Annotated in this window: 13 protein-coding genes; 4 read left to right on the forward strand and 9 right to left on the reverse strand. The window is 66.7% G+C overall.

Annotated features, from left to right (window positions below; genetic code table 11):
- Position 1: 1 nt before the first annotated feature.
- The 9 genes from KF833_12225 to KF833_12265 form a co-directional block, all read right to left on the reverse strand.
- On the reverse strand, positions 2-556 hold the full coding sequence (locus KF833_12225; protein ID MBX3746063.1) for a hypothetical protein: 555 nt from the start codon (positions 554-556) through the stop codon (positions 2-4).
- Positions 557-601: 45 nt separating this feature from the next.
- Positions 602-1,780 carry a DNA polymerase III subunit delta gene (locus KF833_12230; protein MBX3746064.1) on the reverse strand — a complete coding sequence of 393 codons (1,179 nt, stop codon included), beginning with the start codon at positions 1,778-1,780 and terminating at the stop codon, positions 602-604.
- Complete coding sequence (locus KF833_12235) at positions 1,780-2,250, reverse strand: bifunctional nuclease family protein (protein ID MBX3746065.1); 471 nt, start codon at positions 2,248-2,250, stop codon at positions 1,780-1,782. Before KF833_12235 ends, KF833_12230 begins: the two co-directional genes overlap by 1 nt.
- 177 nt (positions 2,251-2,427) lie before the next feature.
- Positions 2,428-2,985: a glutathione peroxidase gene (locus KF833_12240; protein MBX3746066.1), complete on the reverse strand. Its 558-nt coding sequence runs from the start codon at positions 2,983-2,985 to the stop codon at positions 2,428-2,430.
- 49 nt (positions 2,986-3,034) lie between these two features.
- Positions 3,035-5,080: a sodium/solute symporter gene (locus KF833_12245; GenBank protein MBX3746067.1), complete on the reverse strand. Its 2,046-nt coding sequence runs from the start codon at positions 5,078-5,080 to the stop codon at positions 3,035-3,037.
- 1,321 nt (positions 5,081-6,401) lie between these two features.
- Entirely contained in the window at positions 6,402-7,553 is a 1,152-nt protein-coding gene (locus KF833_12250; GenBank protein ID MBX3746068.1) for a chemotaxis response regulator protein-glutamate methylesterase, read from the reverse strand.
- A 46-nt stretch (positions 7,554-7,599) separates the two neighbouring features.
- A complete protein-coding gene (locus KF833_12255; protein ID MBX3746069.1) occupies positions 7,600-8,448 on the reverse strand; it encodes an HDOD domain-containing protein in 849 nt (282 codons plus the stop codon).
- Complete coding sequence (locus KF833_12260) at positions 8,436-8,960, reverse strand: chemotaxis protein CheD (protein MBX3746070.1); 525 nt, start codon at positions 8,958-8,960, stop codon at positions 8,436-8,438. The genes KF833_12255 and KF833_12260 overlap by 13 nt, the downstream gene beginning before the upstream one ends.
- 8 nt (positions 8,961-8,968) lie before the next feature.
- Complete coding sequence (locus KF833_12265) at positions 8,969-9,790, reverse strand: protein-glutamate O-methyltransferase CheR (GenBank protein MBX3746071.1); 822 nt, start codon at positions 9,788-9,790, stop codon at positions 8,969-8,971.
- A gap of 414 nt (positions 9,791-10,204) precedes the next feature.
- On the opposite strand from KF833_12265, the gene fliW reads away from it, so the two are divergent.
- From fliW to KF833_12285, 4 genes are all read left to right on the forward strand, one after another.
- Positions 10,205-10,636: a flagellar assembly protein FliW gene (gene fliW, locus KF833_12270; GenBank protein MBX3746072.1), complete on the forward strand. Its 432-nt coding sequence runs from the start codon at positions 10,205-10,207 to the stop codon at positions 10,634-10,636.
- Positions 10,637-10,654: 18 nt separating this feature from the next.
- Entirely contained in the window at positions 10,655-10,942 is a 288-nt protein-coding gene (gene csrA, locus KF833_12275; protein ID MBX3746073.1) for a carbon storage regulator CsrA, read from the forward strand.
- A gap of 12 nt (positions 10,943-10,954) precedes the next feature.
- Positions 10,955-11,764: a flagellin gene (locus tag KF833_12280; protein MBX3746074.1), complete on the forward strand. Its 810-nt coding sequence runs from the start codon at positions 10,955-10,957 to the stop codon at positions 11,762-11,764.
- Positions 11,765-11,909: 145 nt separating this feature from the next.
- On the forward strand, positions 11,910-14,804 hold the full coding sequence (locus tag KF833_12285) for a polysaccharide pyruvyl transferase family protein (protein MBX3746075.1): 2,895 nt from the start codon (positions 11,910-11,912) through the stop codon (positions 14,802-14,804).
- The last annotated feature ends 4 nt before the right edge of the window (positions 14,805-14,808 follow it).

A 14,808-nucleotide genomic window follows, 5' to 3' on the forward strand; every position in this document is an offset into this window, starting at 1 on the left:
GCTACGAGTCGGCGGGGTCGGGCTGGCCGGCGCGGCGTTGGCCGGCCCTGGCGAGTTCCTGTCTCAGGAGCGGAAGGAGCTGGGCGAACCGGCGGGCATTTTCGTCGTTGAGGGCGGCGAGCCGTTCGTGACCGTCGAGACTCAGGGCCATGATCTCCTCCTTGGAACGGTCGCGGTCGGCGATGTCGAGCGGCGCGAGGTCGGGAGCGGGCGGGAGATCGACACGGTCGAAGAGGTCGTCGAGGCAGAGGGTGTCGAGGAGTTCGATGATGGACCGATTGGCACCGGTGACGGCGACCTGGAGCGGCTTGGCGCCGGGGGGGCGGCGGTTGATCCGCTCGGCGAGGCGGAGCAGGACGCCGGCGAAGGTGCTGTCCACGCGCCCGCACGAGGAGAGGTCGAGAAGGATCGAGGCGAACCCGCGTTTCTCGATGTCGAGCAGGAGGTTTTCGAACCGCCCGCATTCCCGGCAGACGCCGGGGCCGTCCACGCGGACGACGGCGAGATCGCCGGCGGCGAGGGCGGAGAAATGGGTCGTGACGGCGTTGGCATCCATGGCGGGCCTCACCACGAAATCAGGGTACCTCTTCCGGTGACGACATCAACGGGCCTTGGCGGTCACAGGGTTGGGGGATGGCGGCGTGGCGGGGCTGGCGATGCGGGTGATGGCCATTTGGAGAACCAGGGCGCCATCCAGGTCACTGCCGACCAGGCGCCGGTTGCATTGCAGGAGTTCCTCCATGGCGAGGACGAGTTCCCCGGGGGTGAAGCGGGCGCATTGCTGGGCGGCGCGGAAGAGGACGTAGGAATTGATTTCGAGGGGGTTGTAGCGGCGGTCGGCGGGCAGGCCCTCGACGGAGAGGGTCTTCAACTGGGCACAGAACGAGCGGTAATCGGAGGATTTGCGGAGCAGTCCTTCGGCGAACATTTCGCGAACCAGGATGAGGGTACGGATCTTGGTGATGAGGCCGTAGAGGAGGCCGATCTCGGAGCGCTGGCGATCCGACTGCATGGCCCAGAGTTCGTCCTGGAGGCAGCGGAGGGCGCGGGGGAGATCGCGGTCGCCGAGGGCATCGGCGAGGGCGAAGGCGCGCGCGTGACGTCCCCGGGTCACGACGGCTTCCACGTCGGCGAGGGCGATGTCCTGGCGGTCCCCGACATAGGTGGCGAGTTTGGCGGCTTCGGAGGCGAGGAGGCGGCTGTTGGGACCGACCTGCTCGACGAAGCTGGAGAGGGCTTCGCCGGAGGGGCGTTTGGCGAGGGCGCGGAACTCGGCGGCGGCGATGGACTCGGCTTTTTCGCGCCAGTCCCGATCGTCGGGGCTGAGGGCGGGGAAGTGTTCGATGCGGGCGCCGCCGGAATCGGCGAGGGTGTCGAGGGTCTTGTAGAAGGCGCGGCGGCGATCGATTTTGCCGGTGCTGACGGCGAGGCGGACGTTGCGCCAGTCGAAGGCGGCGAGTTCGCGGCCGAGATCGGCGAGGGAGGCCTGGACCGACTGGGCCTCGGAGACGCGTCCTTCGCCGGTGAAGTTGCAGCTCCTCAGCCAGATGGACTTGGAGCCGCCGAAGAAGGGGAGGGTGCGAAGGGCTTCGCGGAGGCGGCCGAGGACACGGAGCGCCTCCTCGGCATTGGCGGCCGTGCCGTCGATGACTTCGCAATCGGCGTCGGGGGCTTCCCGGCGCCAGTCTTCGAACACCTGTTTGGTGCGGCGGGTGACGGCGTGGTCATCATCGCCCCAGGCGATGAAGAGAGGGGGGGAGCCGGCGGGGGTGCGGCCCATCAGTCTCCCTCGCCTTCCGTCTTGTCAGGGGAACCGGACTGGTTGAGCTGGTCGAGGACCTCCGACATGTCCTCGACCTGTTCGAAGAGGGGTTCAGCCACGTAGATGGGCCGGCCGTGGGCGACGGCGAGCGCGATGCAGTCGCTCGGGCGCGAATCGATCTCCACCAGTTTGGTGCCCAGCTCGTTTTCCTCCTTGAGGATGAGCCGGGCGAAGTAGGTGGAATTGCGGAGTTCGGAGATGACGGTGCGTTCGAGCGTGATGCCGAAGCCCTTGAAGATGCTGCCGATGAGGTCGTGGGTGAGGGGGCGTTCGTTTTGGGCTTTGCGCAGGAAATTGGAGATGACGCGGCCCATTCCGGTTTCGACCTGGATGACAAAGACCTTTTCCTCGTTGCCGATGAAGATCGCGATGCCTCCATTCGCGGGGACCAGGCCGCGAATCTGAACGGGCACGACGTCGTTCTTCATGGGCGCGAGTCTGGTCGGCGGGATCGAAATTACAAGCCGTGCCCGAGCGGGAGGGGAGGGGGCCGATCGGGGCGGAAGGAGGCGTTGCGCGATTCCCGGGATGGCCCGGGCCGCCAGGCATTGCGGGCCGTGTGGAACCGGGAGCCCGGTTTGCGGATTCCCGGTGCCGGTGCCGGGCTATTTCGCGTCGAGGAAGGCTTCGATGGCCTTGACCACTTCGGGGTCGTCGGGGGCGGTCCGGGGTTCGAAGCGGCGGAGGACCCTGCCGTCGGCGGTCACCAGGAACTTCCCGAAGTTCCAGGCGATGTCGCCGGGGAACGTCGCGTCCTTGCCGGTGAGGGCGGCGTAGAGGGGATGCTGTTCGGGACCCTTGACGTGGACCTTCTCCATCAGGGGGAAGGAGACGTCGTAGCGGGTTTTGCAGAACTCGACGATTTCCTGGGGGGTGCCGGGTTCCTGGGCGCCGAAGTCGTTGCAGGGGAATCCGACCACGGCGAGGCCGCGGGGCTGGTAGGTGCGGTGGAGTTTTTCGAGGGCGGTGTACTGGGGGGTGAGGCCGCATTTGGAAGCGACGTTGACCACCAGGTAGAGCCGGCCGGGCTGTTCCTTGAGGGTGGTCGGCTTGCCTTCGATGGTGCGGACGGGGATTTCGGTGATGGGCGGGTTCACAACGGCGAGGGCGATGGGGGCGGCGGCGAGGAGGCCGGCCCAGAGGGACGGTTTGAGGAGGCTCATGGCGGCGCGAAACTGCGGGTCCGGCGTGGATTGTCAATGTCCCGAACGATCAGCGGGCGACGCCCCAGGGGCTGAAGATGGCATAGAGGACGAGGGTAATGGCGATGACGCCGATGCCGGCGACGGCGGCGGGTTTGGAGGTTTTGAGGTCGAGTTGGGTGACACGCTTGAATTCGCGGGGCTGGGCCAGGGGTTTGAGGGCGGTGATCACCGCCATCACCAGGATGCAGAGGGCGAAGCAGACGGCCATGCGGTTGATGAACTGGAGGCCGGGCACGGTGAGTTTGAGGAGGCCGTAGGCGGCGATGTTGGTGAGCAGGGCGGCGACACCGCACATGGCGGGGGCGCGGCGGACCAGGATGCCGAAGGCAAACGCGGCGAGGATGCCCGAGGAAATGAAGCCCTGACCCTCCTGGATGATGGTGAAGATGCTGTTGCTGATGCGGGGATTGCCGAGGGCGGGGGCGAGGAAGACGGCGATCATGGCGAACACCACCACCGAGAGGCGGCCGACGAGGATGATGCGGCCGGTGGGCGCCTGGGGGGCGAGGTGTTTCTTGTAGAGGTCCATGGTCAGGATGGTGGATGCCGCATTGAGCATGGCGGCGAGGGAACTGACCACGGCACCGAGGAGGGCGGCGAAGACAAAGCCGACCAGGCCGATTCCCTGGGGCAGGACATGGCCGAGGAGCTGGGCGAGGGCGGTGTCGTACTTGAAGGCGATCAGCTTTTCGGTGGTGGTCTTCTGGCCCGCCGCCTGGGCGGCTTCCGCCGCGGCGCGGTTGAAGGCCTCCACCTCGACGGCCCAGTCGGGATGCACGGCGTGCCAGGACTTGTCGTCGGTGGTGAACTGGGGATAGCGGCCGGGGACAGCCTGGTCGAAGCGGGCCTGGGTGATCGGCAGGACGTAGGCATTGCGCGTCCGCACGGCGGCGGCCGTCGTGGCATCGGGGTACACCGCCAGGAGATAACGTCCGGAGGGCCAGGCGGCCACGGCCTCGGCGTCGGGGGCAATGGCGACTTCGACGAAGCGGGACTGGGGATTGGCCTTGTGGTAGCGGGAGAGGACGTTGGCGTTGTCGGAGGCCGCCTCAAGGCGCATGTCGGTCGAGTAGAGGTTGAAGGCGATGATCCCGGGGACGACGATGACGAAGGGGATCAGGAGCTTCATGAAGGCGGCGAAGACGATGCCTTTCTGGCCTTCGGCGAGGGATGCTGAACCCAGGGTGCGCTGGGTGATGTACTGGTTGAGGCCCCAGTAGTAGAAATTCGGAATCCACAGGCCCATCAGCAGGGCGGTCCAGGGCAGGACGGCGTCGTCGGCGGGCAGGAACATGTTCATGCGCGAGCCGTTGAGGTCCCAGAAGCGCTCGATGGCGCCGGCCTCGGGGGCGAGGGAACGGATTTCGACGGCGCCGGTCTGGGCGCTGACGACGGCGGCGGCCTCGGTGGCCATGCCGAGTTTCTGGAAGGCGAAATACATGACGATGCCGCCGCCAAGAATGAGGGCGCTGCCCTGGAGAAGGTCGGCCCAGGCGCAGGCTTTGAGACCGCCGGCGGTGACGTAGAGCATGGCCACGGCGCCGATGACGAGGGCGCCGGTGGAGAGGCTGACTGGAAAGCCGGCCTTGCCGGCGAGGGAACTGATGGTGAGGGCGCCGGAGTAGGTGACCGCGCCGAGGAGGAGCATGTAGATGAAGATGGTGGCCAGGGCCATGATGGTCCGGGCGGCGGCGTTGTACCGGTATTCGAGGAACTCGGGCATGGTGTAGATCCCGGCGCGCAGGAAGTACGGGAGGAATCCGAAGCCCACGATCACCAGGGTCACGGCGGCCATCCATTCGTAGCTGGCAATGGCCAGGCCCACGTGGCTGGCGGCGTTGCCGCTCATGCCCACGAACTGCTCGGTGGAGATGTTCGCGGCGATGAGGGAGAACCCGATCAGCCACCACTTCAGTCCGCGGCCGGCCAGGAAGTAGTCCTCGCTGCCCGCTTCGCCGCGGCTCTTCCAGAGGCCGATGGAGACCACCGCCACGATGAAGACCACGAAGATGAGAACATCGAGCGGAAGGATTCGGAAGCTCTCGGTGCCCATAGGTGAGGTGGGCGAAGGGTGCCGGACCGGGGCGCCGGGGTCGAGTGCAACGTCGTGGGCTGTCCTGCGTCGAGCGCATCGCCATGTTGTCGGAGATGCGATCGGTCGAGGAATACGACGAGGGGACCGTCGGGGTCGGGGGCGGAATCGAACAGTGAACGGACTCCGGGGATGCGCGAAGCCACTTGGCTCCTGTCGATACCGATTCCGATAGCGACCCCGACCCCGATTCCGTTGCCCCTTCCGACACCTCGGAGATGCGCCCTACTGCGTCGAGCGCATCTCGGTTTCTTGCAGCAGGCCTCGTACTCGTGATCGTGATCGTGATCGCCAGTTCCCACGCGGAATGGGAGGTTCGGGCAGGATCGAAGCGATCGGGCCGGACCCAAGGCGGAGCTCGAAACGGCATGCCTATGCACGCGAGTTGCGTCCATTTCAGGTGAAGGGATGCGGTGCGGGAGGGGAGGGTTGGGCAAATGAGCTGAAATGGCGTGCATGTGCACGTGAGTTGCGTCCATTTCAGGTGAAGGGAAGCGGTGCGGGACGGGAGGGTTGGGCAAATGAGCTGAAACGGCGTGCATGTGCACGTGAGTTGCGTCCATTTCAGGTGAAGGGAAGCGGTGCGGGAGGGGAGGGTTGGGCAAATGAGCTGAAACGGCGTGCATGTGCACGCAAGTTACGTCCATTTCAGGTGAAGGGATGCGGTGTGAGAGGAGAGGGTTGGGCAAATGAGCTGAAACGGCGTGCATGTGCACTTGAGTTGCGTCCATTTCAGGTGAAGGGAAGCGGTGCGGGAGGGGAGGGTTGGGAAAATGAACTGAAATAGCGTGCATGTGTACGTGAGTTGCGTCCATTTCGGGCGGAGGGATGCGGTGCGGGACGGGAGGGTTGGGCAAATGAGCTGAAACGGCGTGCATGTGCACGTGAGTTGCGTCCATTTCAGGTGAAGGGATGCGGTGTGAGAGGGGAGGGTTGGGCAAATGAGCTGAAATGGCGTGCATGTGCACGTGAGTTGCGTCCATTTCAGGTGAAGGGAAGCGGTGCGGGAGGGGAGGGTTGGGAAAATGAACTGAAATGGCGTGCATGTGTACGTGAGTTGCGTCCATTTCGGGCGGAGGGATGCGGTGCGGGACGGGAGGGTTGGGCAAATGAGCTGAAACGGCGTGCATGTGCACTTGAGTTGCGTCCATTTCAGGTGAAGGGAAGCGGTGCGGGAGGGGAGAGTCGGGCAAATGAACTGAAACGGCGTGCATGTGCACGTGAGTTGCGTCCATTTGAGGGGCAGGGGGAGCGGGAAGGGGTGGAGGATCTGGGATGACGGTCAGTTCAGCGACTTGGTGGAGGCGTGGCGGTCGATGCGGGCGGCGAAGTGGTCGAGGGGGAGGATCTCGTCGGCGGCGCCCATGCGGATCGCTTCGCGGGGCATGCCGAACACGACGCAGGTGGCCTCGTCCTGGGCGAGGGTGCGGGTGCCCGCCTGTTTCAGGCGGAGCATGCCGGCGGCGCCGTCGGCGCCCATGCCGGTGAGCAGGACCGCCAGCGCGTCGGGGGCGGCGCCGGCCTTGAGGGCCGAATCGAAGAGCACGTCCACGGCGGGTCGCTGATGGTGCACGGTCGGTCCGTCGCTGAGGAACGCGACGTAATGCGAACCGACCCAGCGAACGAGGAGATGGCGCCCGCCCGGAGCGACGAGGACGCGTCCGGGCTGGATGCGGTCGCCGTCCTGAGCCTCGCGGACCTCGAGGGTGCAGAGTTGGTTGAGGCGTTCGGCGAAGGCGGCGGAGAAGTAGGCCGGGATGTGCTGGACGACACAGATGCCGGGGAGGTCGGAGGGCAGGCGGGTCAGGATCGACTTGAGGGCCTCGGTTCCACCGGTGGAGGCGCCCATGAGGATCAGGGTGCGGGGCGGGTAGGTGCGGGGCGGGCGCCCGGACTCCGGGACTGGGGGGATGCCGACGGCGGGGTGGCGGGGTGACGGGATGGGGGCGGGGACCGGGACAGCGACAGGATTGGCCGGGAGAGGGGAGACTGGCGCGGGGGTGGGGGCGGCGGGTTGGGGCGGTTGGGAGCGGCGCCGATGGCGGGACAGGGCGGCGGCCTTGATCTTGGCGACCAGTTCGGCGGTATCGGCGACGGTGTAGGCGTTGCCCGGTTTGGCGACGACATCGACGGCGCCGGCCTGAAGGGCTTCGAGCGCCTGGGAGGAACCCGACTGGGTGAGGGAACTCATGATCACGACCGGCATCGGCCGGTGCTGCATGATCCGCTTGAGGAAGGTCAGCCCGTCCATCCGGGGCATCTCGATGTCGAGGGTGATGACGTCGGGATCGAGGGCGAGGATCTTGTCGCGGGCGGCGTAGGGATCGACGGCGGTGCCGACGACCTCGATGTCGGGGTCACGGCCCAGGTTGTCAGCCAGCATGGTTCGCACCAGGGCGGAGTCATCGACGATCAGCGTCCGGATGCGTGACATGAGGGGGGGCCTGGGGGGGCGGGAGGAGGGTTGGGGCGGGGGTGAATCAGGAGCCGACGCGGAACAGGGTTTCGATGGTGGCGAGTTGTTCGAAGGTTTCGATCATGAAGCGCGGCAGTTCCTCCGCGGAGATTCCGAGGAGGTCCAGGACCTCGTCACGTCCGCGCATGGCGAAGGGGAGGCAGCCATAGCCCATGCCCATGGAGTGGGCGATCATATTGCCGAGATAGACATGGGCGGCGAGGCGGGCATGGGGGCCGGCGTCGAGGGGGGCATGATGGTGGGTGACGGCATCGACGAGGTTGGCGGGGAGGCGCCATCGGGTGAGGAGTCGGCCGCCCACCTCGGCGTGGTGGAAGCCGAGGAGGGCTTTTTCGGATTCGAGGAGGGACTGCTGGCGGTCCTGGGTTTCCGCCACGAGTTGGTGGTACTGGTGTTCGAGGGCTTCGCTGAGGACGATCTTGCCGATGTCGTGGAGGAGGGTGGCGGTATAGACGGTGGATTCCGGGGTGCCGAGGTGACGGGCGACGGCCTGGGCGGCGATGGCGGAGGCGACGGAGTGTTTCCAGAGTTCGCCCTTGTCGATGCCATAGCCTTTCTGGGCGGGGCCCAGGGTACGGCTGCCGACCAGGGCGGTGACCAACTGGTACACCTGGCGGAAGCCGAGCCGGGTGACGGCTTCGTGGAGGTCGTCGGCCGGGGTGGAGGCGGCGAAGAAGGCGCTATTGCAGAGCTGGAGCACGTTGGCGGTGAGGCCCGGGTCGTAGTTGATCACGGCCACGACGCGGGAAGTGTCCACATTCTCCTCGCGGAGGAGCGCCAGCAGCTCGGGGAGCACGCGGGGCGCCGGGGGCAGGTTCTTCACCCGGTTCAGATAGTCGTCTAGTTCCCGCATAGCAGCACGGTTTCCGCCACCTGCCCGGACACCTTCAGACGCACCTCTCCGGTGGCCAGGGAGAGGTACACGGTTCGATTGACGAGGCCGCCCACCTGTTCGGCGGCGATCCGGAGTCCATGCCGTTGGAACAGCTGGGTGAGGGCCTCGTAGTTCCGGCGGCCGATATTGAAGAAGCCGCCGGTATCCATGATTTGGGAGCCGCCGGCGATGGCGATGCGCAGGCGCATTTTTTCGGCGCCGAGCTGGTAGGCGGCGCGGAAGAGGGCGGCGACCCCGGTATCGACGAACATGCCTGGCTGGGCGGCGGCCTTGACCGGATCGATGGAGGAGTCCGGGAGCATGATATGGAGGAGGCCGCCGACGCCGACGACGGGATCGAAGATGGCGACGGCGAGGCAGGAGCCAAGGGAGTAGGTGGTCAGCGTGACCGAGGGGTTGTTGGAGACCGCCAGGTCGGCGATGCCGACGATGACCCGGTGTTCGAATCCGACGAGTTTGGGCGCGGGCATGGTCGGGACTATGCCTTGCGGTACACGCTGGGTTGGAGGCAGCTCAACCCGGTGGCCAGTCCGGTGAGGCTTTCCGAATGGCCGGTGAGGAGGCAGCCATTCGGGGCGAGGAACCGGGCCAGGCGTCGGACGAGTTCCTCCTGGGTGGTGCGGTCGAAGTAGATCATCACGTTGCGGCAGAAGATGGCCTCGAACGGCTGGTCGAACCGGTATTCGCCGAGGAGGTTGATCTGCTCGAAGCGGATCCGGTCGCGGAGCCACGATTTGACCCGGACGTGTCCTTCGTAACGGCCTTGTCCGCGTTGGAAGTACTGGCGCAGCCAGTTGGGCGGCAGGGATTGCACGCGATCCAGGGGATAGATGCCGGCCGATCCGGCGGCCAACGCCTTGGTGGAGATGTCCGAGGCCAGGATCTCCCAGTCCCAGCCTTCCTGAGGGGGATAGTGGTCGGCGAGGTGGCCGGCGATCGAGTAGGGTTCCTCCCCGGTGGCGCAGGCGGCGCTCCAGACGCGGAAGCGCCGCTGGTTCGGTCGGAGCACATGGGGCAGGGCGTTGCGAATCAGGAAATCGAAGTGGTCCGGTTCACGTTGGAATCCGGTGAAGTTGGTCGCCAGCGCATCGACGACCTGCTGGATCTCGTTCTCGTCGGCGCGGCATCGGAGGAGATCGCAGTATTCGGCGAAGGTGTCGCATCCATGCCAGCGCATCCGTTTGCCGAGGCGGGCCCGGATGAGGGCGTGTTTGCCATCGTGCAGGCGGATGCGGGAGCGTTCATAGACGAGGTCGATGATGAAGTCGTAGTCGGAGACGTTTTCCGCGCGGGTTGGCATGGGGCATCCGGGGATGCTGGGTGACGGATCTCGACCGGGACCCGGCGGGCCCATGCGCCCCCACAGGTGGGGCATCGGCGGAAGAGGGCCTTTCCTTAATGGTGGGGCGGGGGAATTCCGGCTGTTTCTGCTGGAATCCGGACCGGGCCCGGCAACGAGCGCCCGGTGGGGAGGGCGAGGGGGGTTGAATGTTGCCGGGTGGGCGTGCCGGGGTGTCGGGTCCGGGCAAATCTCGCCGGGTTGAACCGGGCAGTGGAGGATTCTGCCTAGACGAACGGGCTTGGGGGTGGGCTGGCGGTCCGGGGGGCTGCGGGTCGGGTTATCCGTTGATTCCCATTGGGTTGGAGCCTGCTGGCGGGGGGTTGCGAACGGTCTGGCACAGCGACTGCTATTTGGCCGGCGACAACGACGAGCATGACGACCATGGCCCCCAGCGAGCGAACGAACACCGGGATCGGCGACGACCAACGGGTGGAATTGCCCCTTGGGTTGCTCGGATTCGAGCGCATCAAGAAGTACGAAGTCGTCGGGATGCCGGAGGAGGCGCCGTTTCTCTGGCTGCAGATGGCGGAGGACCCGAAGCACGCCTTCCTGGTGGTGCCGCCGGCGGTGGTGCTCACCGACTACCGGCCCGACCTGAGCGAAGAGGACGTCCGGTTCCTGGGGATCGAGAACCCGGCGGACGCCTGGGTTCTCAATATCGTCACCCTCCGGCACAACGGTTCGTCCACGGTGAATCTCAAGGGTCCGGTGGTGTTCAACCGTCGGACGCGGGTCGGGAAGCAGGTCATCCCGTTGAACGCCGCTTCGTTTCCCCTGCAACACCCCCTTGGTGTTGTCGCCTGAACCTTCTTCGACACGGCCATGCTCGTTTTAACCCGAAAGATCAACGAAAGCGTCGTGATTGGCGGATCGATCACGGTGCGGATCGTGCGGATCGACGGCGACCAGGTCCGGTTGGGCATCGAGGCGCCGCAGGACGTGCCGGTGCACCGGCAGGAAGTCTATGACGAGATCCAGCGCAGCAACCGCGAGGCGGTGCACACGGTGCGCCCGGTGTTGCCACGATGGAAGGGCGCCCAGCCCGCTCCGCAAACCCTCACCCCCCACAACGTCACCCCTGTAACGGCGCCTGGCGCCGCGCACTCCTAATCCCTTCCTCTTATGGTCATCAACACGAACATCCAGGCCCAGGCATCGGCGTCCATGCTGGCCACCAGCAGCAGCATGCTGGCGAAGTCATTGGCCCGACTGAGTTCGGGATCCAAGATCGTCAATCCCGCGGATGACGCAGCCGGCCTGGCGGTGGCCTCGCGGCTCGATGCGCAGGTGCAGCGCCTCTCGGCGGCGCGCAACAACGTCGGGAACGCGGTGTCGTTCACCCAGACCCAGGACGGCTATCTGAAGAAGATCGCCAAGGCGCTGGACCGGATGAGCGAGCTGTCGATCCTGGCCCAGGACGTCACCAAGGGCGGCTCGGACCGGGACCTGTACCAGACCGAGTTCAAGCAGTTGCAGGAGTACATCTCGAACACGGCGAGCAAGGATTTCAACGGCGTCTCGCTGTTCAACGGGGCGAACCTGGACGTGACGATCGACTCCGAGGGGAACACGTTCACGATGGACGGGTTGAATCTCGGGGACACCGCGTACACCGCCGCGTTGGATTCGGGGACCACCATTTCGACCACCGGTGGGGCGGCGACGGCGCTGACCAACATCAAGGAGGCGATCAACCAGCTCGCGTCGGACCGCGCCACCATCGGGGCGTATCAGTCGCGTCTGAACTTCACCTCGGAGCAGCTTCAGGTGAACAAGGAGAACCTGATGGCCGCCAGTTCGCGGATTCAGGATGTGGATGTGGCCGAGGAGAGCACCCAGTACGCGCGGTACAACATCCTGGTGCAGGCGGGAACGGCGATGCTCGCCCAGGCCAACTCGCTTCCGCAGAGCGCGCTGAGACTTCTGCAGTAGGCCGGGCTTGAAGGGCGCCGTGAGTCGGGCCAATGGAGGATTTCAGGGGGGAGGAGCGTTGGACGCCCCGCCTCCTGACGTTGGCGCCCACGGGAATGGGCAGGGGTGGGGTGCATTTTCGGAGCAGGACGGACCGCAGGCGATTATGACCACATCCGAGATTGAAGGACTGGAAGTGCGGGCTGGGGGGGCATGGGAGCCCGGGGGCGGATCGGACGAAAGTGGGGATGGACGTGGGATCCGGCGGGCGGGCCGGTGCTCGATCGGATTGTTCAACGACACGGGGCGGATGGGGCATGTCGGGTGCCAGGGGGTTGCCAGGGGGCACGCGCGGATGCTGGAGAGGCTGGGGATCGAGGTGCCGCTGAGGTCCTGGCTGGGCGAGTGGTCGGATCTGTGGAAGGGCAGTCTTCGGGAGTCGCTTCGGGCCTTTCACGCTTCGCCGCTGGCGGGACGGCTCCCGTCGTTGCACGCGGTGGTGGTCAACGGGGAAGGGACGATCCACCACGGTCACGGACGGCATCTGCTGACGATACTGGCCGGGGCGCAGGAGCTGGGATTGCGGACGCACCTGGTCAACGCCGTCTTCCAGGCCTGCGACACGTTCGGGCCGACGCTGAAGCGGCTGGACGATCTGACCGTTCGGGATGCGCGCTCATCGGAGTACCTCGCGAGTCTGGGAGTGCCGCATCGCCTGGTGCTGGATTCGATTCTGGAAGCGGATTTCGTCGAGGAACCCACGGTGGATTTCGGGGGGCGGACCGTGGTGACGGACTGGCATGCGGTTCGCGACGAGGATTGCGGCGGGTTGCTGCGCGGCCTGATGGCCGAACTGGGCGACCGGGCCGCCTATTATCCATTGGAGTCGCCTTCGAGCGCCGCGGAGTGGCGGTCGGCGGTGGCGAATCTGCGCACCGCCGGGCTGGTGGTGACGGGCCGGCACCACGGGGTGTACCTGGCCGCCATGGCGGGGGTTCCCTTTGTCGCGCTTGGTTCCAACACCTGGAAGGTCGAGGGCCTGCTGGACCTGCTGCCGGGACGACTGCGGGTTTGCCGAAGCGCGCGGGAACTGGGCGAGGCCCGGAGGCGGGCGCTGTCGGATGCCGGGTTGTTCGAGGAGATCCGCCGGTGTCTGGAGTCGGCCCGACCATTGCCCACGTTTGAGCCGCTGGCAGGGGCTGGCGAAGGTTCCGGTGCCGGCGGTCCGGTGTTGGAGACGACGCCGGAATGGACCTTTGCCGGACAACTGGCGGAGTTCTTCGGAGCGCGTTCGGTGCTCCATGTCGATTTCGGGCCGGATGGCGCGGTGCGGTTGCTGGCGCGCCGCGGGGAGGGGGAGGTGGGAGCCTGGCGGACCCTGTATCCGTCGGGGCGAACCCCGGTGTTGCCCTTCGGCGACGGGGCGTTCGATGCGGTGTCCAACCTTGGCAGTCTGGCGTCCCTGGACGATGGGGCGTTGAGCGGGTGGGTGTCCGAACTGGCGCGGGTGGCGGGGTCGGAGCTGTGGATTGCGGTTCCGACCTCGCCATCCCGCCCTGCGGAGCATTGGGCGTCGCTGTTTGGGGAGGCGGGCTGCGAGCCGCATCCGCGGTGTGAGGAACTGGGGCTGGGAAGGCCGGACGCCCGGGCTTCCGGCACGGCGACGCTGGTGCTGAGGAAAGGCACGGCGGGTTCGGGACGGGTGGGGCAGGGCGGGCGGCGGACGGATCGGGGCCTGGTGTGTCTGGCCACCAATTATCTGCTGATGACGGAGCCGACGCGGGCGATGTGGGAGGAGCTTGGGCTTCGGCTGGCCGATCACGGCGTGCGGCTGGTGTTGTTGAGCACCAATCCGGCGGACCGACCCCTGCCGTTTCCGGTCCACGCGCATCCGTACCTCATGCGGGAATTTGCCACGGCGTATCCCGGGTTGGGATGCGGGGAGGGATTGGGCGCGTCGGCGCGGGAGCTGGAGTGGTTAAGGGCGGACATGAGCCGGGTTGCGGCCGGGTATTCGCTGGAGTCGGCGCTGGAGGGGCTGGTGCGATTCCGCGGTTGGGCGCGGGCCATGCTGGAGATTCTCGAACCCGGGTTCGCCCTGCTGGCGGACAACACGCTGTGCCAGACGGCGCTGCTGCAGCGGTGGTGGGGCGACGCGGGGGTGCCCGTGTGGATTTCGGAGCGGGGTTTGCTTCCTGAAACGCTGATGATCGAAAGCCGCGGCATCCAGGCCTGGTCGGATCTGCGCACGCACTGGCTGGCGGGGAAGGGGCGGTTGGGCGCGGCGGCTTCGGGCCGGTATGGGGAGGCGCGGGACTATTACCGGACGAGGCGGCCGGAGAAGTACGTGCAGGCGGCGTATGGCGGGGGGGGCGGGGACATCCGGCGCCGGCTGGATCTGGGAGGCAGACGGCTGGTGGTGTTTCTGGGCGGGGGATACGAAGCGAACGGGCACGCGCCCCGAGGCGGGCGGTACGAGAGGCATTACTACAGCGGGTTCCCGACCACGCAGGAGGCCCTGATGGGGCTTTGGCGCGCGGTGGAGCAGCGTTCCGACACCGCGCTGGTGTTCAAGCCCCATCCGCTGGATCCGGACCCGTACGCGGTGGCGCGGATCGAAGGGGTGGAGGTGATGCGGGACGTGAATGTCCATGCCCTGATCGATGCCGCCGACGTGGTGGCGGCCCAGTACACCACGCTTCAGTTCGAGGCGGCGTTGTACGACAAGCCCGTCCTGCTGCTGGCGCGGAGCGCGTGGTGGGGTCGGGGTGCGACGTACGAGGTCGATGAACCCACGCGCCTGCCGGAGATGCTGGATGCGGCCTTGAGCGGCCGGGACTGGCCGGCGATCCGGGCGGAGGCCCAGGCGTTCCTGGAGGAGATTCTCGACGGGTATCTGATCGGTTGTCACTCCGAGGTGCCGGCGCGCCGGAACCTGGAGGATCTGGCGGCCTTCATCGCCCGCACGGGAATCGACAGCCGGGCCCTTCCGCCCGCGGAGGAGCGGTGTCGCCATCTGGCCGGGTGGCTGTCCGCGTGCCGCCCATCGGCCCATTCCTGAAAAC

The organism is Verrucomicrobiia bacterium, assembly GCA_019634625.1.
Taxonomy (GTDB): Bacteria; Verrucomicrobiota; Verrucomicrobiia; order Limisphaerales; family CAIMTB01; genus CAIMTB01.

Coding starts and splice junctions, on each gene's coding strand:
- KF833_12230 (MBX3746064.1), bottom strand. CDS start 1,780: ATGGGCCGCACCCCCGCCGGCTCCCCCCCTCTCTTCATCGCCTGGGGC.
- KF833_12265 (MBX3746071.1), bottom strand. CDS start 9,790: ATGCCAACCCGCGCGGAAAACGTCTCCGACTACGACTTCATCATCGAC.
- fliW (MBX3746072.1), top strand. CDS start 10,205: ATGACGACCATGGCCCCCAGCGAGCGAACGAACACCGGGATCGGCGAC.
- KF833_12250 (MBX3746068.1), bottom strand. CDS start 7,553: ATGTCACGCATCCGGACGCTGATCGTCGATGACTCCGCCCTGGTGCGA.
- KF833_12280 (MBX3746074.1), top strand. CDS start 10,955: ATGGTCATCAACACGAACATCCAGGCCCAGGCATCGGCGTCCATGCTG.
- KF833_12255 (MBX3746069.1), bottom strand. CDS start 8,448: ATGCGGGAACTAGACGACTATCTGAACCGGGTGAAGAACCTGCCCCCG.
- csrA (MBX3746073.1), top strand. CDS start 10,655: ATGCTCGTTTTAACCCGAAAGATCAACGAAAGCGTCGTGATTGGCGGA.
- KF833_12285 (MBX3746075.1), top strand. CDS start 11,910: ATGACCACATCCGAGATTGAAGGACTGGAAGTGCGGGCTGGGGGGGCA.
- KF833_12240 (MBX3746066.1), bottom strand. CDS start 2,985: ATGAGCCTCCTCAAACCGTCCCTCTGGGCCGGCCTCCTCGCCGCCGCC.
- KF833_12235 (MBX3746065.1), bottom strand. CDS start 2,250: ATGAAGAACGACGTCGTGCCCGTTCAGATTCGCGGCCTGGTCCCCGCG.
- KF833_12225 (MBX3746063.1), bottom strand. CDS start 556: ATGGATGCCAACGCCGTCACGACCCATTTCTCCGCCCTCGCCGCCGGC.
- KF833_12260 (MBX3746070.1), bottom strand. CDS start 8,960: ATGCCCGCGCCCAAACTCGTCGGATTCGAACACCGGGTCATCGTCGGC.
- KF833_12245 (MBX3746067.1), bottom strand. CDS start 5,080: ATGGGCACCGAGAGCTTCCGAATCCTTCCGCTCGATGTTCTCATCTTC.